The following is a 26546-nucleotide window of genomic DNA, read 5'->3' on the forward strand; positions in this document are numbered from 1 at the left end:
TGCCCGGCCACCTCTTTCTCTAGCAGCCCAGATTTTGCAGCAGTGACCCGATGTCCTTTCGCGAACGCCTCCAGTCCTGGCGCTACAATCTCGTGCCCGACCATCTTGTCGGCGAGATCCTGACCAAGCGCTGGACCGACAACGCCATTCCGTTCCTGGCGCTGGTGGTGACATTGGCGACCTTCGGCTCGGTCATTCCGGGCTTCTTCAAGCTGACCTCGCTGCAGGAATCGACCCGCCAGCTCGGCGAGTTCTCAATGGTCGTCACCGGCATGACGGTGGTGATGCTGGGCGGCGGCATCGACCTGTCGGTCGGCTCGATCTTCGCGCTGTCGTGCTTCTCGGCCGTCTATGTCTTCTTCATCCTCGAACAGTCGATCTGGCTGGCGCTGGCCGCTTCGCTTGCCACCGGCCTCGTCTTCGGCGCCATCAATGGCTATCTCGTCGGCTATCTCCGCCTGCGCGCCTTCCTCACCACGCTGGTCACCTTCATCTTCGGGCGGGCACTGTTCGACATCCTGGTCACCACCTATGCCGCTGATGTGCAGCTCTCGACAGCCACGTCGGATGTGCTCGACTTCATCGGCGACAGCACCTTCTGGGGCCTGTCGGTCTCGGTCTGGCTGGCGATCATCCTCGCCATCGTCACCCATATCGCGCTGACCCGTTCGCGACCGGGCTGGCACGTGCTGGCGGTCGGCGGCTCCAGGCGCTCGGCGCACAATGCCGGCATTCGGGTGCGCCGCACCGTGTTCATGACCTATGTCTTCTCAGGTTTCTGCGCCTCGATCGGTGGCTTCCTCATCGCTTGCCGCCTGAGCGGGGCAGGGCCTGGCACCGGCCTCAATCTCGAGATCATGGCGCTGACGGCGGCGGTGGTCGGCGGCGTCAGCTTGGGCGGTGGGCGCGGCTCGGTGATCAAGGGGCTGATGGGCGCCATCATCGTCTTGACCATGACCAACGGGCTGATCCGGCTGGGCTATGGCACCGGAACCAACCAGATGGTGCTCGGCATCATGCTGGCGGTGGCGGTGACCATCGACATCCGCTGGCTGAAGAACCGCCACAAGGTGCTGAACGAGGTCTATGTCGCGCCGGTCTATCTCAAAATGGGCGCGACCCAGTCGGCGGCACCCGGTTCGGGCACGCCATACGAACTCGATAATCGATTGTCAAAAGCTGACCATATCGGGCTCGGCGAACTTGAGGGGCCGGAGGACGTCATCCTCGACCGCGACGACAATCTCTATTGCGGCACCCGCCATGGCGAGATCGTACGCTTCTTCGCGCCGGACTATGTAAGGTCGGAAGTGTTTGCCCATATTGGCGGCTTTCCGCTCGGCCTGGCCTTCGACAAATCAGGCAACCTGATCAGCTGTGTCGGCGCCATGGGGCTCTATTCCGTGTCCCCGGACCGGGAGGTCAAACGCCTGTCGGCCGAGACCTCGCGCTCCTGGACCTCGATCGTCGACGATGCGCGGCTGCGCGATCCCAATGACTGCGACGTGGCACCCGACGGCCGTATCTATTTCACCGACTCGACCAAGCGCTACGACGCCCATGACTGGGCTCTGGATTCGATCGAAAACCGCGCCACCGGCCGCTTGCTGGTCTGCGACCCGAAGGATGGCTCGACCAAGACACTGCTCGACGGTTACCGCTACACCAACGGTGTGTGCATGGCGCATGACGGCAAGTCGCTGTTTTTCGCCGAAAGCTGGGCTTGTCGCGTGCATCGCTACTGGCTGGAAGGGCCGAAGGCCGGTACGGCCGAATGCGTCATCCGCGACATGCCGGGCTACCCCGACAACATCAACCGCGCCTCCGACGGCAATTACTGGATGGCATGGCTTGGCATGCGCACGCCGAGCTTCGACCTGTCGCTGCGCCATCCCGACATGCGCAAGCGCATGACGCGCCGGCTGCCGCAGGATGAATGGCTGTTCCCCAACATCAACACCGGCGGCGTGGTCAAGTTCAACCAAACCGGCGGCATCGTCGAGGCGATGGGCGACCTGACCGGCGGCGCACACCCGATGGTCACCTCGATGCGCGAGCACAAGGGCTATCTTTTCGTCGGCGGCATCCTGAACAACCGCATCGGCCGCTACAAGATATCAGGCGCCGACCCGAACTGGACCAGCCCCGCTTCCTACTGGGGGGCGAAGTCGTGATCCTCGATCCTGTGCTTGACCTGTTTCGCGGCAAGGCAGTGACCATTCCGCCGCTCGACGGCGCCTTCCGTCCCAACACGCGGCTGGACGACGCGCCGGCGGTCGCCGAACTGACCGAGCCGGATAATCTGCTGATTTCCAGCGACAGGCTGTTGGCCTCCAGCGGCAATGCTGTCCACGCGATCGCCGCCGGAGCCGTGCCAACCGTGGTCGAGACCTTTCCATCTCCGGTTACGGCGTTGGCGCTGTCGCCATCGGGCGAACTGACGATCGGGTTGGAGAGCGGTAGGCTGTTGATTGCCGGCAAGGAGGTTTCGCTGCCGGCCGGGATACGCTGCATCACCGCGCTTGCCTATGCAGATGATGGCACGCTGTGGCTGGCCAATGGTTCGGCTGAACACGCGCCGTCGCAATGGGCCGCCGACCTGATGAAGAAGGGCACGTCCGGTTCGCTGTGGAAGCGGGCCGCGGCGGGCGCAGAATTCCGCAAGGTGGCCGGCGAGATCGCCTTTCCTTATGGGCTCCATCCCATGGGGCGGGATGTGCTGGTCAGCGAAAGTTGGCGCCACCAGCTCGTCCGCTTCGACGGCGCGACCGGCAACCGCTCGACGGTTCTGGCGCATCTGCCCGGCTATCCCGCACGGCTGTCGCCGACCGCCGATGGCGGTGCGTGGCTGACCTTGTTTGCGCCGCGCAACCGGCTGATCGAATTCGTGCTGCAGGAAACGCACTACCGGCAGGACATGGTCGAACAGGTGCCGCCGGCCTACTGGATCGCGCCGGCCCTGGCTTCTAGCCGCAGCTTCCTTGAACCGCTGCAATGCGGTGGCATCCGCACCATGGGCATCCACAAGCCTTGGTCGCCAAGCCGCTCCTACGGGCTGGTGGTAAGGCTCGACCAGAAGCTGCAGCCGCAATTCAGCCTGCACAGTCGCGCCAACGGCACGCGCCACGGCATTTGCAGCGTCGCCGAGAGGGCCGGCCTTCTGTTCATCGCCTCCAGGGGCGGCGACTGCGTGTTGTCCGTCGACCTCGCGTCGGGAGGGCTTTGATGGAACCGATTGTCCGCCTGGAAAATGTCACCAAGACTTATCGCGGCGTGCCCGCGGTGAAAAACGTCAGCTTCGACCTGCGCAAGGGCGAGATCCACGCGCTGCTCGGCGAGAACGGCGCGGGTAAGTCGACGCTGACCAAGATCGTTGCCGGGGTGGTCGACGCCACCTCCGGCAGGATGTTCCATAAGGGCGCCGAAATCGCCTACGCCTCGCCGCATGCGGCGCTCGAAGCCGGCATTGCCATGGTGTTCCAGGAAACCAGTCTGGTGCCGTCGATGACGGTGGCGCAGAACCTCTATCTCGGCAGCGAGAAATTCCTCAACCGGCTACGCGGCACCTACATTTCGGCGCAGCAGTTCCTGCAGTCCCTCAACTTTCCCGTCGACCCGAACGCGATGGTGGCGACGCTGGGTGCCGCCAAGCGGCAGATGGTCGAGATTGCTCGTGCCGTCCACCACAATGCCGAGGTCATCATCTTCGACGAGCCGACGGCGACGCTGACGCCAGAGGAGAAGCGGCATTTCTTCGCGCTGATCCGGCGGCTGAAGGCGAGCGGCGTGTCGATCGTCTTCATCAGCCACGCGCTTGAAGAAGCGCTTGATATCGCCGACCGCATCACCATCTTGCGCGACGGCGAGTTGGTCATCACCGACGACACATCCGCCTTCGACCGCGACCGGATCGTCGCCGCCATGGTCGGGCGAACACTGTCCGGGCAGATCTACAGGCAGCGCGACGAAGCAAAATTGCGCAAGGCCGGCAAGAAGGTGCTGTCGGTGCAGGACATTTCGATGAGCAATGTCGTGCGCAACAATTCCTTCTCGATCTTCGAGGGACAGATTACCGGCGTGTTCGGGCTGATCGGGTCTGGCCGCACCGAGACCTTCAAGATCGTCTCCGGCATCTACAAGCGCGATTTCCTGCGTGGCGGGGCGATCGAACTAGACGACAAGCCGGTGCGCTATCTCGTGCCGAGCGAGGCGGTGGCCGACGGCATCGTCTATGTCACCGAGGACCGCAAGAGCGAGGGCATCTTCGAGACGATGGGCATTGCCGAGAACCTGTTCGGCGGGCTGTTGGCGGCGGGCCGCGAAAAGGCCTGGGTGATCGACCAGCAGGAGATGCGGCAGCTTGCGGCCGAATGGACGAAGACGCTGAACATCAAGGCGATCAACGACAATGCACGCGTCGTCGAGCTATCCGGCGGCAACCAGCAGAAGGTGGTGATCGGCAAGGGGCTAGTGCAGCGACCCCGCATCGTCATCTTCGACGAGCCGACGCGCGGCGTCGATGTCGGCGCGATCGCCGAGATCCATCAGATCATCAACCGGCTGGCCGATGAGGGCCTCGCTGTCGTCGTGATTTCCTCCTACCTGCCGGAGATCATGAACCTGTCGGACCGCATCCTGGTCTGCCGGCAAGGCCGCATCGTCGAAGAGTTTTCGCCGGCGGAGGCAACCGAGGAAAAGATCATGTACGCGGCGGTTCACTAGATTCAGGTCAGGTCGGCCTGCAAATGGCGACTTCTTGGGCTTCCTGACCTGAATCGCCACGCCGTCGCTAAAAAGTGAATCGGGCAATGGATTGGCTGCGATTGCTCAAGACCTGATTTAATTCACACGACGATCCAAACGAAAGGACCAGCCATGGCCACCACAAAACTTCTGACCGATGCCGACGTGGAGAAGATCCCGGCTGTGAAGGCGGTGTTCGACGACATCCGTGCGACGCGCAAATCCGATTTCGTCAACAATTTCTGGCGCGGGCTGGCCAATGATCCACCAGCGCTGAAGCGGATCTGGGAACAGTTGAAGGTGGTGATGGTCGCTGAGAGCGCCATCGATCCGTTGACCAAGGAGATGATCTATATCGCGGTGTCGACCGCCAATGGCTGCTCCTACTGCGTCCACTCGCACACCGCCGCCGCCCGGGCGAAAGGCATGACCGACGCGCAGCACGGCGAACTCGTATCGATCATCGGGCTGGCCGGCCAGACCAACCATATGGTCACTGCGATGCAGATCCCGATCGATCCGCAGTTCGAGGTGAAGTGAGGGCGGCTGCTTTCCAGGGCTGGAATTTTCATGGACAAAAGCACCAGATTTCCAACGTCGCTCTCTGGCTACGAGATTGAAGGCCTGATTGGGATTGACGCTTCACGACTGGTGCCGCTGTATCAGGGCTGCTCTGACTATGTCGTGCTGGAACGAGGCGAGCCGCCCAACGCTGCCACTGCAAAGGAGGAATTTGAGAGCTTTCCACCGAACCGGACGGAAGCCGACAAGTTCATATTCGGGGTGAAGGCAATCGATGGTGAATTTGTAGGCTTACTGGCCTGCGACCGCAATTATCCGCGAGTGGAGTGTTGGTGGATCGCGTTGTTCATGATCGACAAAGCACTTCGCGGAAGAGGGTTGGGGCGTACACTGTGCGACGACTTTTTCAGGTGGCTGAAATCCCAGAACGTCAAGTGGGTGGAACTCGGAGTGATCACAGAAAATGAGCAGGCTCTTCGCTTTTGGCAGCGGCAGGGCTTCAAGCTGGTGCGGACGGCGGGGCCAGTCAGTATTGGGGCGAAACGGCATATGGTCCAGGTTTTAGGCCGGCCGTTGTGAGCAGATCCATCAAAGGCGCTTGGCCACCTTCTTGAAATGAGAAGGGAAGGCGTGTGCTATGCAGGCCGATAAACTCTCTCGGCCGTGTTCCAGAAAATATCCGCCTCAGCTTTCGCGCCATGCTTGGCCACCGCCGCGCGATGCGCCTTGATCAGCTCGGCGTGGCTTGTCCACAGTTTCTCGATCGGGAAGTTCGAGCCGAACATCAGATGGTCCGCGCCCAGGATGTCGATCGCATTGTCGACGATGTAAGCGATCAGAGCCGGGTCGTTGCCGTGGACGAAGGTGCCGAGGCCGGACAGTTTTGCATGGAAATTGGGCGCGGCCGACAGCGTGCGCAGGCCTGCCTTCCAGGCTTCCGTGATTTCGGGCTCCATGCCGGTGAGCATGCCGGCATGGGTGAGGATGAAATTGGTCTCCGGGTTCTCGCCGACCAGCGTCAGCCCGTCCTTCATCTGGGCAGGGAATAGCTGAAGGTCGAAGGACAGGCCGTAGTGCTTCAGCCGGGCGACATTGGCGCGGACCTTGGGATCGATGACCTGGTCGGCCGAAGTGGCGAAGCGGAAGGCCGGCGTCTCGTGCCAGTGCAATTGCATGCGCACGCCGCGCAGCAGCGGATATTTCTTCAGCCGGTCGATCTGGGGCCTGATATCGTCCACGGTCATATCGGTGTAGCCGACGATGGCGTGTGGCCAGCCGGTCTCATCCGCGGTCTTCTGCAGGAAGGCGACCTCCTTCTCGAAATCCTCCTTGGCCCAGTTGGTCTGGACATAGACGGCTTTTTCGACGCCCGACCCCTTCTGGTCGGCCAAGAATTCCTCGATCGGGTAGTCGCGGCGGATCGGCTCATAGGGGCCAAAGATGCGCGGCACCGTCGGTCCGACCAGCCAGGGCTGGTCCTGCTGGCGCCAGATATGGAAATGCGCGTCGATTGCTTTCTGCATCACGAAACCCTCTTCCAGATTGCCACCGCCGCCGGGGCTGGGCAGGCGAGCGACAGGATGAAATCGGTGAGGCCCTTGAGCGACGAGCCGTCGATGAGATCGTCGAGCACCGGCAGGATGGCGCGCAGTGCGGCCGTTGCCGGCCAGAAGCGCGGATCGCCGGCCAGCGGCGTTGCAAGAGACAATCGGAAGGCACGCGCGCTCAGCCGGCGCATCGCTGTCTCCAGTTCGGCATGGTCGCCGCGCTCCAGCGCATCGGAGAGGATGACGACCGCAGCACCGCGTGCGAAAGCGGAGAAGCGTGGCACCGACAGGAAAGCGAGCAGCGTCGGCCCCATGCGGGTGCCGCCGTCCCAGTCGTCGACCTGGGCTGCCGCGCGGGCCAGCGCCTGGTCGCGGTCGCGAATGCGCAGGGCGGCGGTGATGCGGGTGAGCCGGGTGCCGAAGGTGAAGATTTCGGCGCGGTCCGCACCTTGCACGGCGGCATGGGCGAGCTTGAGATAGTCTGACGTGTGCAGTTTCATCGAGCCGGAGACGTCGATCAGGATCAGCAGCTTGCGCGGCAAAGTCTGCCGGCGGCGCAGCAGCGGCGAGGGTACGTCGCCATCGGCGCTGACGATTTCTCTTAGCGACCGGCGCAAGTCGAGCTTGCCGCGCGAGTGGGTGCGCACGGTGCGGAAAGAGCGACGGGCAGGCAAGGCCGACGACAGCTTGCGGCGGAAAGCGGCCAGCCTGTCGTCGTCGCGCTGAAAATCGCGCGTGCTCAGTTGTTCGGCGCCGGAGGACAACTCGCCGCCTTCCTGCCGGCTGATCACCTCGATCTCTTCCTGGCTCGCGCCACCATCGTCCTTGATGCGGGTTTCCTCGTCGGCATCGCCTTCGAGCACGGCGGATGCGTTGCCGTAGAAATGGTTCTGGAAATGCGCCTCGAATTCGTCGCGGCGGTCGGGCGGCGGTGCCAGCGTGGCAAGGGCCGCTTCGCGGATGTCGGCCATCGAACGCGGCCCGAGCAATGTCACGGCCTGCATGAAGCCCGACACCTGCTCCGGCGCGACGGCAAAGCCGTAACGGCGCAGCAGCCGGCCGAAGCCGAGGAACGGCGTGGCCGCGCGGGGCAGGGCTGGTAGGCGCTCCGCGCTCACGCCATGGCCTCCTCGACAATCCGGCCAAGCTCCGGCGCGATGTAGGTCAGGTCTTCTTCGTCCTTGATCAGCACGCCGATCGATCGGCGGAAGGCTTCGGGCCACGGGCTGCCGCCCTTTTCCAGAATGGTCGCGGCGTTGGCCCATTCGACCGCCTCGGCAATTCCGGGCGGCTTGGCCAGCGGGCGGGCACGGATGCTCTGCACGGCTGCCGCCACCGCGCGTGCGGTGTCTTGCGCCACATCGCCGGCGCGCAGCATGATGATAGCGGCCTCGCGCTCGGCGTCGGGATAGCCGATCCAGTGGTAGACGCAGCGTCGGCGCAGCGCCTCGGCGAGTTCGCGGGTGCGGTTCGAGGTGAGGATGACGATCGGCTGAGCTGTGGCGCGGATGGTGCCGCGCTCGGGAATGCTGATCTGGAAATCGGAGAGGAATTCCAGAAGCAGCGCCTCGAATTCATGGTCCGATCGGTCGATCTCGTCGACCAGCAGCACGCGCTGGTCCGGCGCTTTCAGCACCTGCAGCAGCGGCCGGGCGATCAGGAAACGGTCGTCATAGATGTCGATCTCGTGCTCGTCGGCATGGCGGATGGCGAGCAACTGGCGCTGGTAGTTCCATTCGTAGAGCGCGTGCGCGGCGTCGATGCCTTCGTAGCATTGCAGCCGTACGAGATCGCGGCCGAGCAACTGTGCGATCGCCTTGGCCGCTTCCGTCTTGCCGACGCCCGGCGCGCCTTCGAGCAGCAGCGGCTTGCCCAGCCGGATAGCCAGGAAGATGGCGGTCGCCAGGCTGTCATCGGCCAGATAGCGCGAGGCGGCCAGGTGCTGCGTCACAGCCTCCGGCGAGGTCGCTGATGTCTCGGCGTTCACCTCTGGCATTTCGACCACTCAGTTCGCCGCTTGCGCCTTGAGCGCGCGCAGGATGCGCTCCGGCGTGATCGGCAAAGTGTCGATGCGCACGCCGACAGCGTCGAAGACGGCATTGGCGAGCGCCGGGATTTGCGGATTGGCGCACATTTCGCCCGGCCCCTTGGCGCCATAAGGCCCGTCGGCCGAAGGCCGCTCCAGCACGATGATCTCGGTTTCGGCAAGGTCGCCTGGTCCCGGCATCAGATACTGATTGAAATCGGTGCCGCCATGGTCGCGGTTGGGATAGTATGGCTCGGTCGTCTCATAGAGCGCATGGCTGATGCCCATCCACGAGCCGCCGACCAGCTGCTGCTCGACCATCTTCGGGTTCAACGCGCGGCCGATCTCAAAGATGTTCTTTACCGTCAGCACGGTGACTTCGCCGGTCTCGTCATCGACCTCGACCTCGGCGACGGTGCAAGCATGCGCGTAGCAGGTCGACGGTTTCATCGCGCCGGTTTCCTTCTCCGGATAGGAGCGCGGGATCAGGAACATGCCGCGGCCGGAAATCGAGCGGCCGCGCTTGAAATGCGCCGACAGCGCGACGTCGAAGATGGAGATCGACTTTTGCGGCGCGCCCTTGACCTGGATGTTGCCCTGTCCGTCGGTCTCAAGGTCGGAGGCGTTCACTTCCAGTTCGTCGGCGGCCACTTCCAGCATCACCTGGCGGGCTTCCCTGGCGGCCTGGATGACGGCATTGCCGGCGCGGTGAGTGCCGCGCGAGGCGAAGGTGCCCATGCAGTGCGGGCCCGTATCGGTGTCGGCGGTGTCGACGACGACGCGGTCGGTTGGCACGCCGATCGTCTCGGCGCAGATCTGCGCCATGATCTGCTTCATGCCCTGGCCGAGATCGACTGATGACAGCGTCACCATGAAATTGCCTGTCGGCGTCGAATGCACGAGCGCCTGCGTCGGGTCGCCGCCGAGATTCATGCCGGTCGGATAGTTGATCGCGGCGACGCCGCGCCCGCGCCTGATCGCCATTTCAAGCTCCCTTCACGTAGGACGACATCGCCATGAATTTTTCCGCCACCGGCCAGTTGGCGGCGCGCGAGGCTTCCTGCATGCACTCGATCAGCGCGGCACCCTCGGTCGGCTGGCGATGCGCCTTCATGTCGCCGTCGCGATAGGCGTTGATGAAGCGGAATTCGAGCGGGTCCATGCCGATCAGCCGCGCCAGCTTGTCCATCTGCACCTCCAGCGCGAAGTCGCCGATGGTGACGCCGAAGCCGCGCATGGCGGACGAGGGCGTGCGATTGGTGTAGACGCAGTAGGTGTCGATCCAGACATTGGGAATGGTGTAGGGGCCGGGATAGTGGCCAGCGCCTTTCTGCGCGCCATAGGGCGAGTGGCGCGAATAGGCGCCGGCATCGGTGTAGCCGGTGACTTTTCGCGCGACGATGCGGCCGTCCTTCATGACGCCGTCCTTGATGACGACCTTTTCGGCGGCGCGCGGCGAGGAGATCTGCATCTCCTCCTCGCGGCTGTAGATGAAGGAGACTGGGCGGCCGGTGAGCTTGGCGCCGAGAATGGCGATCGGCTCGACGATGACGTCGACCTTGCCGCCGAAGCCGCCGCCGACGGTGCCGCCGACGAAATGCAATTTGTTGCCCGGCATTTGCAGGATGATCGAGGCATTGTCGAGGGTGAAGAACATCGCCTGAGTGTTGGTGTAGCAAGTGAAGCGGCCATTGCCTTCGGGCGCCACCACGCAGCCGGTGGTTTCGGTCGGCGCATGCTCGATCGGCGAGGACTGGTAGCTCTGCTCCAGGATGTGATCTGCACCGGCGAAGCCCGCCTCGACATCGCCAAACCGCACCTTGCGGCACTCGCCGCTGTCGTAGAGATAATAATTCTGACCGTGATACTCGTTGACCAGCGGCGCGCCGGGCTTCAGCGCTTCCTCCATGTCGAAGACGGCCGGCAGCACTTCATAGTCGACCTTGACCTTGGCGGCGGCTTCTTGGGCGGCGCGCTCGGTTTCGGCCAGAACGGCGACCACGGCCTCGCCCTTCCAGCGCACTTTGCCGTCGGCCAGCACCGTCTCGTCCTCCGGTCCAATCTGGATCAGGATCAGGATGGAGTAGACATTGTGCGGCACGTCCTTGGCGGTAAGGATTTTCACCACGCCCGGATGCTTTTCCGCCTCCGAGGTGTCGATTGAGCGGATGCGGGCGTGATGATGCGGGCTGCGCACCATCTTCAGGTGCAGCATGCCGGGGAAACTGCGGTCGGCGAAAAAAGCGGTCTTGCCGGTGACATGACCGGGTGAATCCGAGCGCGGCCGGGGCTGGCCGATCTCGTGCAGATCATCCTTGCGGACATCGGCGAAGTAGCTCTTGCGCAGTTCCATGTTTGCTTCCCTCAGGCCGCGTTCTGCGAATTGGCGCGGGCTGCACGCAGCACCGCCTGGATGATCGGCTCGTAGCCGGTACAACGGCAGATGTTGCCCGACAGCGCCTCGACCACGTCGTCGCGGTTGGGATTGGGTGTATGGTCGAGCAGCACCTTGGCGGCCATGATCATGCCCGGCGTGCAGAAGCCGCATTGCGTGGCGAAGGTGTCGAGGAAAGCGTGCTGCAGCGGGTGCAGGACGCCACCCTCCGAAAGCCCCGATGTCGTCGTGATGGCAGCACCATTGCAGGTCTCGGCCAGCGTCAGGCAGGGCAGCCGGAGCTCGCCGTCGATGATGACCGAACAGGCGCCGCAGGTGCCTTGATGGCAACCGCCTTTCGGCGAGGTGTCGCCGATCTTGTCGCGCAGTGCGTGGAGCAGCGTCGTGCCGCTGTCGATGAATTCGGCCTTTTCAGAACCGTTGAGCGTGAACTGGACCGGGACCTTTGCCATGTTTCCTCCTTGCGCGCCTGCCCGATTGATCGGACAGACGCGCGCCCCCCAACGGGTGTTTTCAGGTCAGCAGCAGCCGGCCGAGATGGACCGGCAGCACTTCGTTGCGATACCAGGCGCTGGCGATCGGATCGGTGGCGGGCGAGGTGCCTTTGTTGCCCGCAGCGAGCGCCGGGGCGATGCCGTCCTTGGTCAGGCTTTGGCCGATCAGTGCTTTCTCCGCGGCCTTGGCGCGCATCGGCCGGTTTGCCATGCAGCCGAGCGCGATCCGCGCCGAGGACACGGCACCGTTGCCGGCCAGATCAAGCACGGCGGCGATGCTGAGCACCGAGACGCCCTTCGGCTTGACGCGCGACACTTTCAGGAAGCGAAAGCCGTCTGCCTTCGGAAGCGCGAAAGCGACCGAAGTGACGATGGCGCGGTTGCTGTCCCGCCCTGCCAGGAAGGCTTCGATCGGCGTTTCGCCGTCATCGGCGCCAATCGTGGCATCGAGCGCCAGCAGGGCAACGGCGAAGTCGCCATAAGGCGCCGGTGCGAACAGATTGCCGCCAACGGTCGCCATGTTGCGGACCGCCGGACCGCCGACGGCGCGCGCGGCCTTGGCAAGGAAGCTGAGGTCCGGATGACGGGCGATCGCCGCCATGGTCACCGAAGCGCCGATGCGGGCCTTGCCGTCGGTGACGGTAATCGCTGAAAGCGACGGCTCGGTGGAACGGATCAGGCTGGAGACCGAAACATCGCCTTCATTGGCGGCGCGCACGACCAGCGTGCCGCCTCCGAGATAGCGGCTGCCCTGGGATTTCAGCGCCGCGTTGGCCTCCTTCACCGTCGCAAAAGTCTGCAGTGCTAGCGCCATAGCCAGGTTCCCTCAGCTCTGGCCGGCGAAATGGCTCTTCAGGGCATTGAAGCCGCCCTGGAAGACGTTGGCGCCCATGCCCTCGGCCAGCTTGCCGGCTTCCTCGGGCGCCGCGTCGAAGCTGGCGGTCCATTCGGCATAGGTTCGGTCGCCATCCGTCACGCGCCGGAGCTGCAGCGTCGCCTTATGGTTGGTGAGCGGCTGCGGCGTCTCCAGGATCGAGTAGCTGACGAGGAAATTGTTGTCGGAGAAGTCGAGCAACTTTTCGCGAATGCGGGCGCCACTGGCGAGCTGGAAATTGCGCACGCAGCCGATCGTCGACGCGTCCTTGCCGTCCTCGATATGGCTCTCCACCATGCGCGGGTGCCAGCCTGGCAGGCCGTTAAAGTCGTGAATGCGCGCCCAGACCTGTTCGACCGGCGCGTCGATGACGCTTGAGATGGTGACGTTCGCCATATGGATGTTCCCTTGCAGATGCGGCAGTTGGGCAAGGGTAGGGCGGCCAAGTCAAAGACGCTTATCAATGCGTCTTGAGCCCGTATCAAGGAGTCTGAAAAAGGGTGGGAGTCTGAAAAAGCGGCCGGTTGGCTCAGGCGATCATCCGCGCCGCTTCACGGTAGAGCGTCGGCGGCACGCCGACATGGTCGCGAAAGAAGCGCGAGAAATTGCCCTGCGTGGTGAAGCCGAGATTGCAGGCGACCGAAATCAGCGGCTCCTGCGACCACTGCAATTGCCGCACCGCTTCCTCCATGCGCAGCGTGTTCCAGTAGACATTGGGTGTCAGATTGGTCTGTTCCTTGAACAGGGCGAAGAAGTGCGGCCGTGACAGGCCGACCGCGCGCGCCACGTCGTCGAAGCAGATGCGCTCGCAGACATTGGCCTTCATCAGCTGGATTGCCTTGCGGACGCGGAAATCCTGCATGGTGTTTATGCGGACGCGCGCTTCCTGCGGCGCCGAAGCGTCCGCGGCATCGAGGACGCTGTCGATGAAACGCTCGATCTCGTAATTGGCGACATCGTCGACGCTTTCATTGTCGATGAGGTGATCGAGCAGACTGGCGGCGGCCTGATGCAGCCAGGGCTCCAGCGTGATTGCGGCCTGCGAGAACAGCGGTGCGGACGAAGGCAGGTCGCGGCGCCGCCGCGCCCAGTCGGGATCGATGTAGAAGGCGAGGAACAGGCCCGGCGTGCCGTTCCGCGACAGGACATGGCTGTGCGGCTGAAAGGAGTTGATGCCGGCGGCGGTGCACGGGCCAAGCCGCACCGTCTCGCGGCCGATGGTCATCTCGCCGGCCGTGCCTTCAAGCCAGATGATCAAATGTGCTTCGACGTGGGCATGGGTGACGAAGTCGCTTGCGACATTCAGGACAGAAACATGTCCGAACCGGCCCCAGTAGAGCCTGATCGCTTCCGTCATGGGTATACCTCCCGCAGACGACTGGCCTCCCTTCGCCTGCAGGGGGGATTGTGCGGCGGAGTTCGGGGCCGCGTCAAGACGTGGGCCTTTGGCGAGGTCGGGTGACGGCCGATGCCGGTGGATTTTCAGACTGAGCGATAGGCAGTGAACCGAATAGCGGCTGGATGGCCTCGCCGGAGTTGGTGCCTCAAACCGAAGCCGTCATGCCGCCATCGACATAGAGCGTATGGCCGTTGACGAAGGACGATGCATCGGAGGCGAGGAACAGGGCGGCGCCGATCAGTTCGTCGACATCGCCCCAGCGCCCGGCAGGCGTGCGCTTCTCCAGCCAGGCGGAAAATTCGGGATTGTCGACCAGCGCCTGGTTCATTTCCGTGCGGAAGTAGCCGGGCGCGATCGCGTTGATCTGCAGGCCGTTTTTCGCCCAGTCGGCGCACATACCCTTGGTCAGGTTCCTGATCGCGCCCTTGGTTGCGGTGTACGGCGCGATGTTCGGCCGGGCCAGTTCGCTCTGCACCGAGCCGATGTTGATGATCTTGCCCATGCCGCGCGCGATCATGTGGCGGGCGACCGCCTTGCTGGCATGGAAGGCGCCTGACACATTGGTCTTGAACAGGCGCTCCCATTGCTCCTCGGGAAAGTCTTCGAGCGGGGCGCGGAACTGCACGCCGGCATTGTTGATAAGGATATCGATGGCGCCGATCTCGGCTTCGATGCGGGCGATGTCCGCGTTCACCGCTTGAAAATCGGTGACATCGAAGGTCGAGGCGTGCGCCTTGAAGCCGACAGCGCGCAGCTTTTCGACGGCGCCGCCGATCCTGGCCGCATCGCGGCCGTTCAGCACCACGCTCGCGCCATGTTCGGCCAGGCCACCCGCCAGGGCAAAACCTATGCCCTGCCCGGAGCCGGTTACCAGCGCCAGCCGGCCCTCAAGGCTGAACAGCGAGTTTGCCATCACTCTGTCTTGTGTTCGACCATGATCTCTGGACAAACGGTTTCCGTTTGTCCGAAAAGCCGGTTTCCACTTTTCGGGATCATGGTCCTAGTCGTTGCGGCGGAAATTGCGGATGCGGTCGAATAGAACCGCCAGCAGGATGGCGCCGCCGATGAACACGCCTTGCCAGAACGCGTTGATGCCGAGCAGGCCGAGACTGTTGCGGATCACCTCGATGAGCGCTGCGCCGACGATGGCGCCAAAGGCGGTGCCAACGCCGCCGGCAAGGTTGGCGCCGCCGATGACGGTGGCGGCAATGACCTGAAGCTCCATGCCGGTGCCAATGTTGGTGGTGACGGCGCCAAGCCAACCGGTCTCGATGATGCCGGCAATGCCGGCGGAGAGCGCCGAAATCATATAGACGGCGACCTTGATCTGGCGCACCGGAACGCCGGTCAGCGTCGCCGCATGCTCATTGCCGCCAATGGCGAAAATGTGCCGGCCGAATTTGGTCCAGCGCAGGATGAAGCCGGTGATCAGTGCCAGCACGATGGTGTAGAGCACCGGATTGGCGATGCCGAACACCCAGGCGCCGCCGCCCAGCGACAGAAGCTTGGCGTGGTCGGGTCCGAACTGGAAGACGACGGTGTTGTTGGAGGCGACCATGGCCAGGCTGCGGGCGATCGACAACATGCCGAGCGTCACCACGAACGGCGGAAAGCCGAGATAGGCGATCAGAATGCCGTTGAAGGCGCCGATGGCAAGCGCGGTGGCGATTGAGGCCAGGATGCCGATCTCAATCGAGTAGCCGGCATGCATGGTGACGGCTAGCACCATCGACGACAGGCACAGCACCGAACCGACCGAGAGGTCGATGCCGCCGGTGATGATGACGAAGGTCATGCCGAGCGCGATGATGGCGACGAAGGTGATGTTGCGGGTGATGTTGTAGAGGTTCTTCTGCGTGGCGAAGGCGTCGGTGGCAAACGAAAGGAACAGGCAGGCGAGGATGACCGCGATCACCACCCAGAAGGTCTGGCTGGCAAACAGCTTCGACAGCAAGGTGTGCTGTTTCTGTGCGATCGTCTGGTCAAGGGTGACTGCCATTATCGACCTTTATCTGCCGGTGAAACGCGCTGAAATCAAACCTGTTCGATAGCACCAGTGATCAGCCCGGTGACTTCCTCGGGCGAGCTGGACGCGATCGTCTTGTCGGCGACCTTGCGGCCACGCCGCATGACGATGACGCGGTCGGCGACGGTGAAGACGTCGGGCATGCGGTGGCTGATCAGCACGACGGCGATGCCCTGGTCTCGCAAATGGCGGATCAGGTTGAGCACCTCGGCGACCTGCCGCACCGAGATCGCCGCCGTCGGCTCGTCCATCAGCACGATCTTGGCTTGCGCCAGCATGGTGCGGGCGATCGCCACCGCCTGGCGCTGGCCACCCGACATCTGCTTGACGAGGTCGCGCGGGCGAGTCTCGGATTTGAGCTCGGCGAAGATCTGGCCGGCGCGCTTGTACATAGAAGCGTAGTCGAGAATGCGGAAGGGGCCGACGCCGCGGCGTAATTCACGGCCGAGATAGACATTCGCCGCTGCCGTCAGGTTGTTGCAGAGCGCCAGATCCTGGTGGACGATCTCGATGCCGTGCTGGCGGGCCTCGACCGGCTTGTGCAGGATCAAATCCTTGCCGTCCATCTGCATGGTGCCGTGGCTCGGGCGGAAATTGCCGGCGATCATCTTGACCAGCGTCGACTTGCCGGCACCATTGTCGCCCATCAGGCCGACCACCTGGCCGGGCTCGATCGATAACGACACGTCGTTGACCGCCTGGATGGCGCCGAAATGCTTCGATATGTTGGTGAGTTCGAGAACCGCCACCAGCCTTCTTGCCTCCCCGTGCTTTGCGACCCGCTGCTGTTCTCGGCGTGACTGCCGACGCTGCTTTGGCCCCGCCCTCCCCAGCTCCTCCTGGAAACAGCGTTAGCGTTCTTTTACGCAAAAGCCGGCGCGCGTCAATCAATTGTCGGACGAATTAAGGTGGGATTATTCTAAAAATCCGTTTTGTAGGACAAATAGCATTGACGTTGGCGGCGAGCCGATATTAGCTAAGCGTCGGAGGAGATTATACCGATTTCCGCCTGCGGTTCGCCAGGTGGAATCGGTGGAGGTTTGTCGGTTGAGGTCCCGGCGGCACCCTGTGTGTTGAGCCGGTCCAAAGCCGCATCTGGAAATGCTTATCGATCTGTCTTGGCGACACGAGTGCTCGCGAAACGAACCTCGGTCATCATGCGTCCGGTCGATCTGTGTGGCGGGCACGCCGTGTCCGTCTGTTTCAAGGGAGGACTGACATGAGGAAATCACTTTTGCTTGCCGCGGCCGCCATGATGGCGCTTGGCGCTGGGCCGGCTTTGGCCAAGAAACAGCTCGTCATTGTCGTGAAAGGTCTCGACAATCCGTTCTTCGAAGCAATCCACCAGGGTTGCGAGAAATGGAACAAGGAAAACGCCAGCTCGGAATATGAATGCTTCTACACCGGCCCGGCTTCGACCTCGGACGAGGCCGGCGAGGCGCAGATCGTCCAAGACATGCTGAGCAAGGCCGACACCGTGGCGATGGCGATTTCGCCGTCCAACGCGCCGCTGATCGCGCAGACGATCAAGACCGCCAATCCGACGATCCCGATCATGACGGTCGATGCCGACCTCAGCAAGGAAGATGCGGCGCTGCGCAAGACCTATCTCGGCACCGACAACTACCTGATGGGCAAGAAAATCGGCGAGTATATCAAGAAGGGAAAGCCGAACGGCGGCACGATCTGCACAATCGAGGGCAATCCTGCGGCCGACAACATCTTGCGTCGTGCGCAAGGCATGCGTGACGCACTGTCGGGCAAGGAAGGCCTCGCGGCGCTCGCCGGGGAAGGCGGCTGGACCGAAGTCGCCGGCTGCCCGGTGTTCACCAATGACGAGGGCGCCAAGGGCGTTCAGGCGATGACCGATATCCTCGCCGCCAACCCCAAGCTCGACGCGTTCGGCATCATGGGCGGCTGGCCGCTGTTCGGTGCGCCGCAGCCCTATCGCGATCTGTTCGGGCCGCTTAAGGACCGCATCGCCAGCAATGACTTCGTCATCGGCGCCGCCGACACCATCGGCGACGAGGTGGCGATTGCCAAGGATGGTCTCGTGACCGCCCTGGTCGGTCAGCGGCCATTCGAAATGGGCTACAAGGCGCCGGCGGTGATGATCGACCTGATCGAAGGCAAGCCTGTCGCCGATCCGGTGTTCACCGGCCTCGACGAATGCACCAAGGACACGGTCGATACCTGCATCCAGAAGTAGGTTCTTGATTTGGGGCGCTCGGCAACGGGCGCCCCCCGTCGATTCCTGAACGGGACGCTGTAGTTGGGGCGACACGCTCCGGCTTTGCCGCGTCCATGGTCTGGATTTTTCGGCAACGAGATCGGCGCGCCGTGCAGATTCGGACCAGTCCGGACAACAGACGGCCGACTCATTGGAACGTGGATGCCGGACAAAAAGTCAAAGAAGCGAGCCGACCGGGCCAAGGCACATGACAGCCTCCGTCCGGTTGTCATGCGCAGGGCTGGCGCTGCACACTTTTCGGGAGCGAGCGTTCATGTCTCGCTGGCCAGCGAGATTGGTCTCAGGATCGTGCGCGGCGATTATCTGCCCGGCACCATCCTGCCCAACGAGGCCAAATGGGCCGAAATCTTCGACGTTAGCCGTTCGGCGGTGCGCGAAGCGATCAAGATGCTGATGGCCAAGAGCCTTCTGGCCTCGCGCCCCAAGATCGGCAGCTGGGTCGAGCCGAAAGAGCGCTGGAACCTGCTCGACCGCGACGTGCTGGCCTGGTACGCGACAGCGCCCGATCGCGAGGCATTCCTGCGCACCGTGCAGGAGTTTCGCCATATCATCGAGCCGGAAGCGTCGGCCTTTGCCGCCATGCGGCGCAGCGACGAGCAGATGGCCGAGATCAGCCAGGCCTGCCGCGAGATGGGCGATGCCTTAAGCCTGCAGGAGCGTACCCGCGCCGACACGCGTTTTCATCTCGCCATCCTGCGCGCCTCCGGCAACGATCTGCTGGTGCCGCTCGGCGTGCTGATCGAATCGGCCCTCGACCATCTCTTCGACTTCACGACGCAGAGGGTTGGTGATCAACGGCAGGCGCAGAAGCTGCATGAGGCGATCGAGAAGAACATCCGGCTGCGGCGTCCGACAGCCGCGCGCAACGCCGTGCACAAACTGCTTGAGAACACCGATGAAGGGATCGGACGGTCAAGGCGATGGTAGTGCGGCAGTGACAGCCGGCCCTTCGGGCTTTCCCTTTAAAATGTCCACTGGCCCTTTTTCCGCCCGGAAGCGGACCCGGCCTTCACCGTTCGAAACTCGAAAAGCCAAGCAATTGGCTTTTGGTCAGTTGCGCGGACCGCTTCTCACCTCAAATCGTCTGTTTCTTGCCATCCTTGGTCGGCATCAGGTCGACGCCGTTGAACTTGCCGATATGGGTTGCCAGCATCGGCACGAATTGCTCGGCCGGGCCGGTGGCGAAGGCGCCGGCGAAAGAGTTCTTGGTGGCGTTGCCGAGCGGGTTGGCGATGCCGGCCGCACCGGCCATCGATTCCAGATAGGTCAGGTCCTTGAAGGCGTTGGCGATGGAGAATTTGTGGGCGTCGCGGTCGGCCTCCAGCGTCCAGCGCATGAAGGTCTGATAGAAGCCGCAATCCATGCGGCCGTTGCGGATGACGCTGTCGAAGCGCGGCGGCGAGATGCCGACCTTCTGCGCCAGCGCCAGCGCCTCCGAATAGATCGCGGCATAGCCGAGCGAGATGAAGTTGTTGAGCAGCTTCATGCGGTGGCCGTCGCCGGTGCCGCCGATATGAACGATGCGGCCGGCCCAGGTTTCCAGCACCGGCTTCAGCCGGGCGAAGACGGCGTCCGGCGCGCCGACCATGGCGTCGAGCGTGCCTTCCCAGGCTTCCTTAGGCGTGCGGCTTAGCGGCGCATCGACATAGTCGATGCCGAGCGCCTTGAGTTCAGCCGCCAGTGCAATGGTCGAGACCGGATCGGAGGTCGAGCAGTCGACGACGACCGCGCCCTTTTTCAAGCCCTCCTTGAGGCCGCCGGGGCCGCGAATGATGGCCTCGACTTCGCGCGAACCGGTCACGCAGATGAAGACGATGTCCGATGCCGCCGCGACGTCGCGTGAGGTCGATGTTTCAGTGGCGCCCCGGCCAAGCAGGTCTTCCGCCGGCTTGCGGTTCTTGCGGCCGAGAAAGGTTAGGCTGTAGCCCTTGTCGACAATATTCTTGGCGATCCCATGCCCCATCAGGCCAAGCCCGATGAAGCCGATCTTTTCGCTCGCGGCAGTCGTGTTCATGTCTTCAAGTCCTGTTGCAATGATTGATGATCAGCGCTGCCGTTTTGCAGGCGAGGGTGGTTGCGGATTGCGATTTTGTCTGACAATACACATAAATCCCAGCGTATGTGGAGAGTAAAATGACGAAGCGGATCATGTTCACCGGCGGCAGCGGCAAGGCCGGACGCCACGTCGTGCAGTATCTGGTGGAGCAGGGCTGCCAGGTGCTCAACATCGACACCAAGCCGCTCGACAATCCCAAGGTGCGCACGCTGATCACCGACATCACCGACAGCGGACAGGTGTTCAACGCGCTGTCGAGTTATATGGGATTGCACGAATTCGACCCGTCGCTGCGCGCCCAACCGGTCGATGCGGTGGTGCATTTCGCCGCCATCCCGCGGATCATGATCACCACCGACAACGAGGTGTTCCGCATCAATGCGCTCGGCACCTACAATGTCATAGAGGCGGCGGTGAAGCTCGGCATCCGCAAGGTGGTGATTGCCTCCAGCGAAACGACCTATGGGCTGGTGTTCGCCAACGAGCCGCGTGATCCCCAGTATTTCCCGCTCGACGAGGATTATGACGTCGATCCGATGGACAGCTACGCGCTGTCCAAGGTCGTTAACGAGAAGACGGCGCGCGCCTTTGCGCTGCGCAGCGGCATCGACATCTATGCGCTGCGCATAGGCAACGTCATCGAGCCACATGAATATTCGCTCTTTCCGAAATGGTTCGCCGACCCGGGGTTCCGCAAGCGCATCGCCTGGAGCTATGTTGACGCGCGCGACCTTGGCCAGATCACCCTGCGTGCCATCGAGAAGGACGGGCTCGGCTATCAGGTGTTCAACGCCGCCAATGACGATACCTCATCCGACCTGCCGACCGCCGAACTCCTGAAGCGGTTCTATCCCAGCGTACCGGTCAAAGCCGAACTCGGCGAATACGAGACGCTGCTGTCGAACCGCAAGGCGCGGGATATTCTCGGCTTCCGCCCGGAGCACAGCTGGCGCAAATACGTCAAGCAGGCCTGATCCGTCGGAGCAATCGGGCTGATCTGTGCACAGCGGCCGGCTTTGCCGCCTGAGCCGCTTGCCGCGCTTGACAGCCCTTGCAATCCGGCCTTTCTGGAGCCTATGCGGGACGCGAAGCCGAACAAGGAAAAATCGCCAGCGAAAGCGGCCTCCGGCGAGCGCCCGGCGGGCGTTCGCCGACCAGACGCGGCGCGCATCCCCGGCTCGAGCGTCCATGCTTCGCTGGCCAGCGAGATTGGCCTCAGGATCGTGCGCGGCGACTACCCGCCCGGCACCATCCTGCCCAATGAAGCGAAATGGTCGGAGACCTTCAGCGTCAGCCGCTCGGCGGTGCGCGAAGCGATCAAGATGCTGATGGCCAAGAGCCTGTTGGCGTCGCGCCCCAAGATCGGCAGCTGGGTCGAGCCGAAGGAACGCTGGAACCTGCTCGATCGCGACGTGCTCGCCTGGTACGCGACATCCCCGGATCGCGAGGTGTTCCTGAAGACCGTCCAGGAGTTCCGCCATATCATCGAGCCGGAAGCGACCGCCTTTGCCGCCATGCGGCGGACCGACGAGCAGATGGCCGAGATCAGCCAGGCCTGCCGCGAGATGGGCGAGGCGACGAGCCTGCAGGAGCGCACGCGTGCCGACACGCGTTTCCACCTGGCGATCCTGCGGGCATCCGGCAACGACCTTTTGGTGCCACTCGGCGTGCTCATCGAATCCGCGTTCGACCACCTGTTCGCCTATACGACGCGGGAGCTGGATGATTTGCAGCACGCACAGAAGCTGCACGAGGCGATCGAGAAGAACATCCGCCTGCAGCGGCCGGATGCGGCGCGCAACGCGGTGCGCAAGTTGTTGGCCAACACCGACGGCGTCATCCGTTCGCGCTAGGCGCCTAAAGGGTCGCGGCTAATCCTCCTTCTCCCGCCCGAAGGCGGCGCGCAACTTGTCTTTGGCGTCCTCGAGCACTTGCCTGCGCGAAGCGGGCAGGTTCTTGCCGGCGCGGTTGATGTAGAAGTTCAGCATCGACATGGCGGACTGGAAGGGCTCGGCCTTGCGCCGGTGGCTGTGTTCGGCGGATCGCTTGAGGGAGGCGGCGATCTTTCTGGCGTCGTCGGATTCGAAGACGTGGTCCTCGAGATCCATCGCGTCGCTGTGCTCGGTCACCTCGGCCGACCATTTCTTCTTCGCGGTCATGATAGGACTCCTTTGCAGGGTGGCTTGCCGGGAAACTCCATACCTTGGCATCGGTTCCGCATTCGTATGGGGTCTGGTGCGACGGATTTGCCCGCCGTGGCGCTGCTGCGCGTTGCGAATGTGCCGATAGTGGCGCAAACGGCAGCCGATTTTCGAGACCGCCGACAGGAAACGCCTTGACCCGAACCGATTTGAGCCGGCTGAGCCCCGGTATCGATAGCAGCTATGCCTGGATGCGGCTCGCCATTTCGATGCTGCTGGCGACGATCGGCGGCGTCGGCATGTGGGCTGTCGTCGTCGTGCTGCCCACGGTACAGGCCGAGTTCGGCGTTGATCGCGCCGCAGCGTCCATGCCTTACACCGCGACCATGATCGGTTTCGCCGCCGGCAACGTGCTGGTCGGCCGCGCCATCGACCGCATGGGCTACTGGATTCCGGCGCTGCTCTCCTCGATGGCGCTCGCCGCCGGCCTCCTGCTGGCGGCGCTGTCGACCTCGATCCTGCAATTCACCCTTGCTCAAGGGCTATTGATCGGTGTCGGCACATCGGTGATCTTCGGGCCGCTGATCGCCGATATCTCGCATTGGTTCAATCGCCGGCGCGGTGTCGCTGTGACCGCGGCGGCTGCCGGCAACTACCTTGCCGGAGCGATCTGGCCAACCATCATGCCGACGCTGATGAAGGCGGAAGGCTGGCGCTTCACCTATGCCGCGATCGGCGTCTTCTGCCTTGTGACCATGGTGCCGCTGGTGCTGATGCTGCGGCGCGGTGCCCCGACGGCGGCCGCAACTGGTTCGCCGGGAAGCCGGCCGGTGCAGCCGATCTCGCTGTCGCCGGCGGCCTTGCAGGTGCTTCTGGTCGTCGCCGGCCTCGGCTGCTGCGTGGCGATGTCGATGCCGCAGGTGCATATCGTCGCCTATTGCATGGATCTGGGCTATGGCATGGCGCACGGCGCCGACATGCTGTCGATCATGATGGCGGCGGGCGTCGCCAGCCGGCTGGCCTCCGGTTTTCTCGCCGACCGCATCGGTGGCGTGAAGACGCTGCTCATCGGCTCGGTGCTGCAATGCCTGTCACTGCTGTTCTACATTCCCTTCGACGGACTTGCCTCGCTTTACGTCGTGTCGCTGGTGTTCGGCCTGTCGCAAGGCGGTATCGTGCCCTGCTACGCGATCATCGTGCGCGAATACATGCCGGCCAAGGAGGCCGGCCAGCGTATCGGCATCGTCATGATGGCGACGATCTTCGGCATGGCGATCGGCGGCTGGATGTCGGGCTGGATCTACGACCTGACCGGCTCCTACGCCGCGGCATTCCTCAACGGTATCGCCTGGAATCTGCTGAACATACTGGCGATCGGGCTGTTGTTCTGGAAGGCAAGACAGCGTGCCGTAGCGATGGCTTGAACGGGCAGGGCTGTTCGCATTGCTTGACAAGGGCGAAAGGCTGCGCGACGCCAGAAGACGAGTGGGCGGCAAAGCAAGCCGGGTGAGATGACGACAGCAAGGACGATCGTATCGCGACCGCGATTTGGTGGGTGCTCCTGCCAGCGAGCGGGTCCTTGATCAAGCCGCGCTCGCGCCGGGGCGGCGGCCGCCCAACCATTGCCGATGTCGCGCGCAAGGCCGGTGTCGGCGCCATCACCGTGTCGCGCGCCCTGCGCGAGCCGGGGCGCGTCTCGGAAGAGCTGCGCAGCCAGATCCAGGCCGCAGTCGACGAACTTGGTTACGTGCCGGACCCGAATGCGCGGGCACTGGCTTCGGCGCGCGCCGAGGTGTTCGGCGTGCTGGTGCCGTCGCTCACCAACAACGTCTTTGCCGAGGTGGTGCGCGGCATCTATGACAGCCTGTCGGCCAGCCCGTTCCGCATCCAGCTTGGCAACACCCATTATTCCGGCCTCGAAGAAGAGCGGCTGCTGCAGGTCTTCGGTTCGCAGCGGCCGGCAGCGCTGATCGTCGCCGGCATCGACCAGACACCGACCTCGCGAAGACTGCTGGAGAGCGCCGGCTGCCCGGTGGTGCAGGTCATGGAAACCGGGCACGATCCTGTCGACATGATGGTCGGCTTCTCGCATTTCGACGGCGGCAGGACGGCGACCGAGCATCTGATCGAGACAGGCTACCGCCGCATCGGCTTCATCGGCGCGCGCATGGACCCGCGCTCGCAGCGGCGCCTTGCCGGCTATCGCGCGGCGATGGAGGCCGCCGGGCTGTTCGACCCACGCCTCGTCACCACCACGCCGGTGCTGTCGAGCGTGCCGCTCGGGCGCGAAATGCTCCGCGACGCGCTAGCCAAGGTACCGACGCTCGACGGTGTGTTCTGCAACAATGACGACATCGCGCTCGGCGTGTTGTTCGAGTGCCATCGCGCCTCGATCGCGGTGCCGAAGACGATAGGCATCGTCGGCTTCAACGACCTCGACATGATGCAGGTGGCGTTTCCTTCGATCACCAGCATCCGCACCCACCGCTATGAGATCGGCCGACGCGCGGTCGCCATGGCGCTGGCGGCGATCGCCGGCAACAGGCCGGAACAACGGATCGTCGATCTCGGCTTCGAACTCAAGCGCCGCGAGAGCACCGCCCGTTGAAACACACAGAAGCGACTGTGTGAATGCCGGTTTACACAACGTCATGGTAGCGCTACCAATTGCCCAAAATGGAAACTTACGGCAAAGGCCAAGTCCTGTTTATTATATATAAGCGACAGCTGATGCTTGTTTATTATGTATAATATGATAGTTTTTGTTTCCGATTTGGAGGTGGCAAAGGAGGGAATCGGGTCGACATTGGCGACTTAAGAAAGCGCGAGAGGCAAGACGGGAGGTGTCTGGCCGGACGCGTGAAGTGCATGGCAGCCAACAACAATCAAAACTGCAACTGGGAGGAATATCGATGATCAAGTCACTCGTGGGTGGCATCGTTGCCGCCACTGCATTTGTCATGCTCAACTCGGCCGCAATGGCCGCCGGCCCCGAAGTCGTGAAGGGACCAGCCGCCGAACCGGATTGCTTCGCGCCTTGGGCCGCAGATACGCAGTTCTTCAAGTTTCCCAAAAAAGATGGCCCATACCGGATTGCGCTCGCCAATGGCTATATCGCCAACACCTGGCGCATCCAGATGATCCAGACCGCCAAAGCTTACGCAGCGCAGAAGGACGTCGCCGCCAAGCTGAAGGAATTCAAGGTGGTGTCGACCGGCGAGGACGTGCCGGCGCAGATTTCGGCGATCAACAACTTCATCGATTCCGGCTATGACGCCATTGTTGTCAACGCGCAGAACCCGACCGCTTTCGCGCCGGTCATCAAGCGCGCCAAGGAAGCCGGCGTCGTGCTGGTCGCCTTCGACAACATTCTCGATACCAAGGATGCCATCAACGTCAATGTCGATCAGAAGGGCCTTGGCGAACTTTGGGGCAAATGGCTGACCGGCCATATACCCGAAGGCGGCAAGATTCTTGAAGTCCGTGGCGTTGCCGGCACGTCGGTCGACACCGATCGCCACAATGGCATCCATGAGGTTCTCGACGCTTCGGGCAAGAAATGGGACGTCACCGAAGTCGCCGGCAAGTGGGACGATCCGACGGCGCAGAAAGTCACGGCTGACGCGATCGCCACCAATGGTCCGTTCGTCGGCATCACCGGCCAGGGTGGCGATACCGGCATCGTGCAGGCGATGATCGACGCCAAGCATCCGTTCGTGCCGTTCGGCGGCGAAACAGAGAACGGCTTCCGCAAATTCTGCGCGGCCCATGCGGCGGACGGATTGAAATGCTCGTCGGCCGGTACCGGCCCCGCCCAGGTGGCGGTTGCCATCAAGACGGCGATCGCAGCCCTTGAAGGCAATGTCGTCCCGCAGTCGGTCAAGCTGCCGCTTGCGATCGTCGAGGATCCGAACTTCAAGGCAGGTCAGGATTTCTTCCCTGATCAGTCCGACAATTTCTTCGTCGGCAATTCCTTCCCGACCTGCGGTATCAATTTCACCGCGCAGGAAATCATGGGCCAGACCAAGGCCGACCAGTAGCTGCACCCAGGCGCCGCGGGATATTCCGCGGC

Annotated in this window: 26 protein-coding genes; 12 read left to right on the forward strand and 14 right to left on the reverse strand. The window is 63.2% G+C overall.

Annotated features, from left to right (window positions below):
- Positions 1–50: 50 nt before the first annotated feature.
- The 5 genes from AC07FD_RS12265 to AC07FD_RS12285 all read left to right on the forward strand — a co-directional run bounded on the left by AC07FD_RS12265 (position 51) and on the right by AC07FD_RS12285 (position 5844).
- Positions 51–2174, forward strand: coding sequence for an ABC transporter permease (locus tag AC07FD_RS12265; RefSeq protein WP_478350070.1), 2124 nt, complete (start codon positions 51–53; stop codon positions 2172–2174).
- Complete coding sequence (locus AC07FD_RS12270) at positions 2171–3226, forward strand: SMP-30/gluconolactonase/LRE family protein (protein WP_478350071.1); 1056 nt, start codon at positions 2171–2173, stop codon at positions 3224–3226. Before AC07FD_RS12265 ends, AC07FD_RS12270 begins: the two co-directional genes overlap by 4 nt.
- Positions 3226–4722: a sugar ABC transporter ATP-binding protein gene (locus tag AC07FD_RS12275; RefSeq protein ID WP_478350072.1), complete on the forward strand. Its 1497-nt coding sequence runs from the start codon at positions 3226–3228 to the stop codon at positions 4720–4722. The genes AC07FD_RS12270 and AC07FD_RS12275 overlap by 1 nt, the downstream gene beginning before the upstream one ends.
- A gap of 153 nt (positions 4723–4875) precedes the next feature.
- Positions 4876–5283, forward strand: coding sequence for a carboxymuconolactone decarboxylase family protein (locus AC07FD_RS12280; RefSeq protein WP_478350073.1), 408 nt, complete (start codon positions 4876–4878; stop codon positions 5281–5283).
- Between the two features lie 30 nt (positions 5284–5313).
- On the forward strand, positions 5314–5844 hold the full coding sequence (locus AC07FD_RS12285) for an N-acetyltransferase family protein (RefSeq protein ID WP_478350074.1): 531 nt from the start codon (positions 5314–5316) through the stop codon (positions 5842–5844).
- Positions 5845–5900: 56 nt separating this feature from the next.
- On the opposite strand, the gene AC07FD_RS12290 is transcribed toward AC07FD_RS12285, so the two are convergent.
- The 12 genes from AC07FD_RS12290 to AC07FD_RS12345 all read right to left on the reverse strand — a co-directional run bounded on the left by AC07FD_RS12290 (position 5901) and on the right by AC07FD_RS12345 (position 16775).
- Entirely contained in the window at positions 5901–6788 is an 888-nt protein-coding gene (locus tag AC07FD_RS12290) for an amidohydrolase family protein (RefSeq protein WP_478350189.1), read from the reverse strand.
- Positions 6788–7864 carry a vWA domain-containing protein gene (locus AC07FD_RS12295; RefSeq protein ID WP_478350190.1) on the reverse strand — a complete coding sequence of 359 codons (1077 nt, stop codon included), beginning with the start codon at positions 7862–7864 and terminating at the stop codon, positions 6788–6790. The genes AC07FD_RS12290 and AC07FD_RS12295 overlap by 1 nt, the downstream gene beginning before the upstream one ends.
- A gap of 62 nt (positions 7865–7926) precedes the next feature.
- Complete coding sequence (locus AC07FD_RS12300; RefSeq protein WP_478350075.1) at positions 7927–8808, reverse strand: AAA family ATPase; 882 nt, start codon at positions 8806–8808, stop codon at positions 7927–7929.
- Positions 8809–8817: 9 nt separating this feature from the next.
- The gene (locus AC07FD_RS12305) at positions 8818–9822 is read right to left on the reverse strand and encodes a xanthine dehydrogenase family protein molybdopterin-binding subunit (RefSeq protein WP_478350076.1); all 1005 of its coding nucleotides are present in this window, start codon (positions 9820–9822) and stop codon (positions 8818–8820) included.
- A gap of 1 nt (position 9823) precedes the next feature.
- A complete protein-coding gene (locus AC07FD_RS12310) occupies positions 9824–11191 on the reverse strand; it encodes a xanthine dehydrogenase family protein molybdopterin-binding subunit (protein ID WP_478350077.1) in 1368 nt (455 codons plus the stop codon).
- 11 nt (positions 11192–11202) lie between these two features.
- Positions 11203–11685: a (2Fe-2S)-binding protein gene (locus AC07FD_RS12315; RefSeq protein ID WP_478350078.1), complete on the reverse strand. Its 483-nt coding sequence runs from the start codon at positions 11683–11685 to the stop codon at positions 11203–11205.
- A 61-nt stretch (positions 11686–11746) separates the two neighbouring features.
- Positions 11747–12541, reverse strand: a complete 795-nt coding sequence (locus AC07FD_RS12320; RefSeq protein WP_478350079.1) for an FAD binding domain-containing protein — start codon at positions 12539–12541, stop codon at positions 11747–11749.
- 12 nt (positions 12542–12553) lie between these two features.
- Positions 12554–12997: an SRPBCC family protein gene (locus AC07FD_RS12325; protein WP_478350080.1), complete on the reverse strand. Its 444-nt coding sequence runs from the start codon at positions 12995–12997 to the stop codon at positions 12554–12556.
- Positions 12998–13130: 133 nt separating this feature from the next.
- Complete coding sequence (locus AC07FD_RS12330; protein WP_478350081.1) at positions 13131–13958, reverse strand: helix-turn-helix domain-containing protein; 828 nt, start codon at positions 13956–13958, stop codon at positions 13131–13133.
- A 187-nt stretch (positions 13959–14145) separates the two neighbouring features.
- Positions 14146–14913, reverse strand: coding sequence for an SDR family oxidoreductase (locus AC07FD_RS12335; protein WP_478350082.1), 768 nt, complete (start codon positions 14911–14913; stop codon positions 14146–14148).
- Positions 14914–15000: 87 nt separating this feature from the next.
- Complete coding sequence (locus AC07FD_RS12340; RefSeq protein WP_478350083.1) at positions 15001–15999, reverse strand: ABC transporter permease; 999 nt, start codon at positions 15997–15999, stop codon at positions 15001–15003.
- Positions 16000–16034: 35 nt separating this feature from the next.
- The gene (locus tag AC07FD_RS12345; protein ID WP_478350084.1) at positions 16035–16775 is read right to left on the reverse strand and encodes an ATP-binding cassette domain-containing protein; all 741 of its coding nucleotides are present in this window, start codon (positions 16773–16775) and stop codon (positions 16035–16037) included.
- A gap of 470 nt (positions 16776–17245) precedes the next feature.
- Between AC07FD_RS12345 and AC07FD_RS12350 the strand changes: the two genes are divergently transcribed.
- Positions 17246–18235: a sugar-binding protein gene (locus AC07FD_RS12350; RefSeq protein ID WP_478350085.1), complete on the forward strand. Its 990-nt coding sequence runs from the start codon at positions 17246–17248 to the stop codon at positions 18233–18235.
- A gap of 183 nt (positions 18236–18418) precedes the next feature.
- Entirely contained in the window at positions 18419–19204 is a 786-nt protein-coding gene (locus AC07FD_RS12355; protein ID WP_478350086.1) for a FadR/GntR family transcriptional regulator, read from the forward strand.
- 148 nt (positions 19205–19352) lie between these two features.
- Here AC07FD_RS12355 and AC07FD_RS12360 read toward each other — a convergent pair whose 3' ends face one another.
- Positions 19353–20291: an NAD(P)-dependent oxidoreductase gene (locus AC07FD_RS12360; protein ID WP_478350087.1), complete on the reverse strand. Its 939-nt coding sequence runs from the start codon at positions 20289–20291 to the stop codon at positions 19353–19355.
- Positions 20292–20410: 119 nt separating this feature from the next.
- Between AC07FD_RS12360 and AC07FD_RS12365 the strand changes: the two genes are divergently transcribed.
- Together AC07FD_RS12365 and AC07FD_RS12370 are read left to right on the forward strand one after the other, a co-directional pair.
- Positions 20411–21307, forward strand: a complete 897-nt coding sequence (locus tag AC07FD_RS12365) for an NAD-dependent epimerase/dehydratase family protein (protein WP_478350088.1) — start codon at positions 20411–20413, stop codon at positions 21305–21307.
- 102 nt (positions 21308–21409) lie between these two features.
- Positions 21410–22186, forward strand: a complete 777-nt coding sequence (locus AC07FD_RS12370) for a FadR/GntR family transcriptional regulator (RefSeq protein WP_477286699.1) — start codon at positions 21410–21412, stop codon at positions 22184–22186.
- An 18-nt stretch (positions 22187–22204) separates the two neighbouring features.
- On the opposite strand, the gene AC07FD_RS12375 is transcribed toward AC07FD_RS12370, so the two are convergent.
- Entirely contained in the window at positions 22205–22492 is a 288-nt protein-coding gene (locus tag AC07FD_RS12375) for a DUF3175 domain-containing protein (RefSeq protein WP_478350089.1), read from the reverse strand.
- 176 nt (positions 22493–22668) lie between these two features.
- Between AC07FD_RS12375 and AC07FD_RS12380 the strand changes: the two genes are divergently transcribed.
- From AC07FD_RS12380 to AC07FD_RS12390, 3 genes are all read left to right on the forward strand, one after another.
- Positions 22669–23898, forward strand: a complete 1230-nt coding sequence (locus AC07FD_RS12380) for an MFS transporter (RefSeq protein ID WP_478350090.1) — start codon at positions 22669–22671, stop codon at positions 23896–23898.
- Positions 23899–24053: 155 nt separating this feature from the next.
- Positions 24054–25082, forward strand: a complete 1029-nt coding sequence (gntR, locus tag AC07FD_RS12385) for an HTH-type transcriptional regulator GntR (protein ID WP_478350091.1) — start codon at positions 24054–24056, stop codon at positions 25080–25082.
- 304 nt (positions 25083–25386) lie between these two features.
- On the forward strand, positions 25387–26514 hold the full coding sequence (locus AC07FD_RS12390) for a sugar ABC transporter substrate-binding protein (RefSeq protein ID WP_095091454.1): 1128 nt from the start codon (positions 25387–25389) through the stop codon (positions 26512–26514).
- Positions 26515–26546 lie beyond the last annotated feature (32 nt).

The sequence above is a fragment of the Mesorhizobium waitakense genome, from assembly GCF_056431085.1.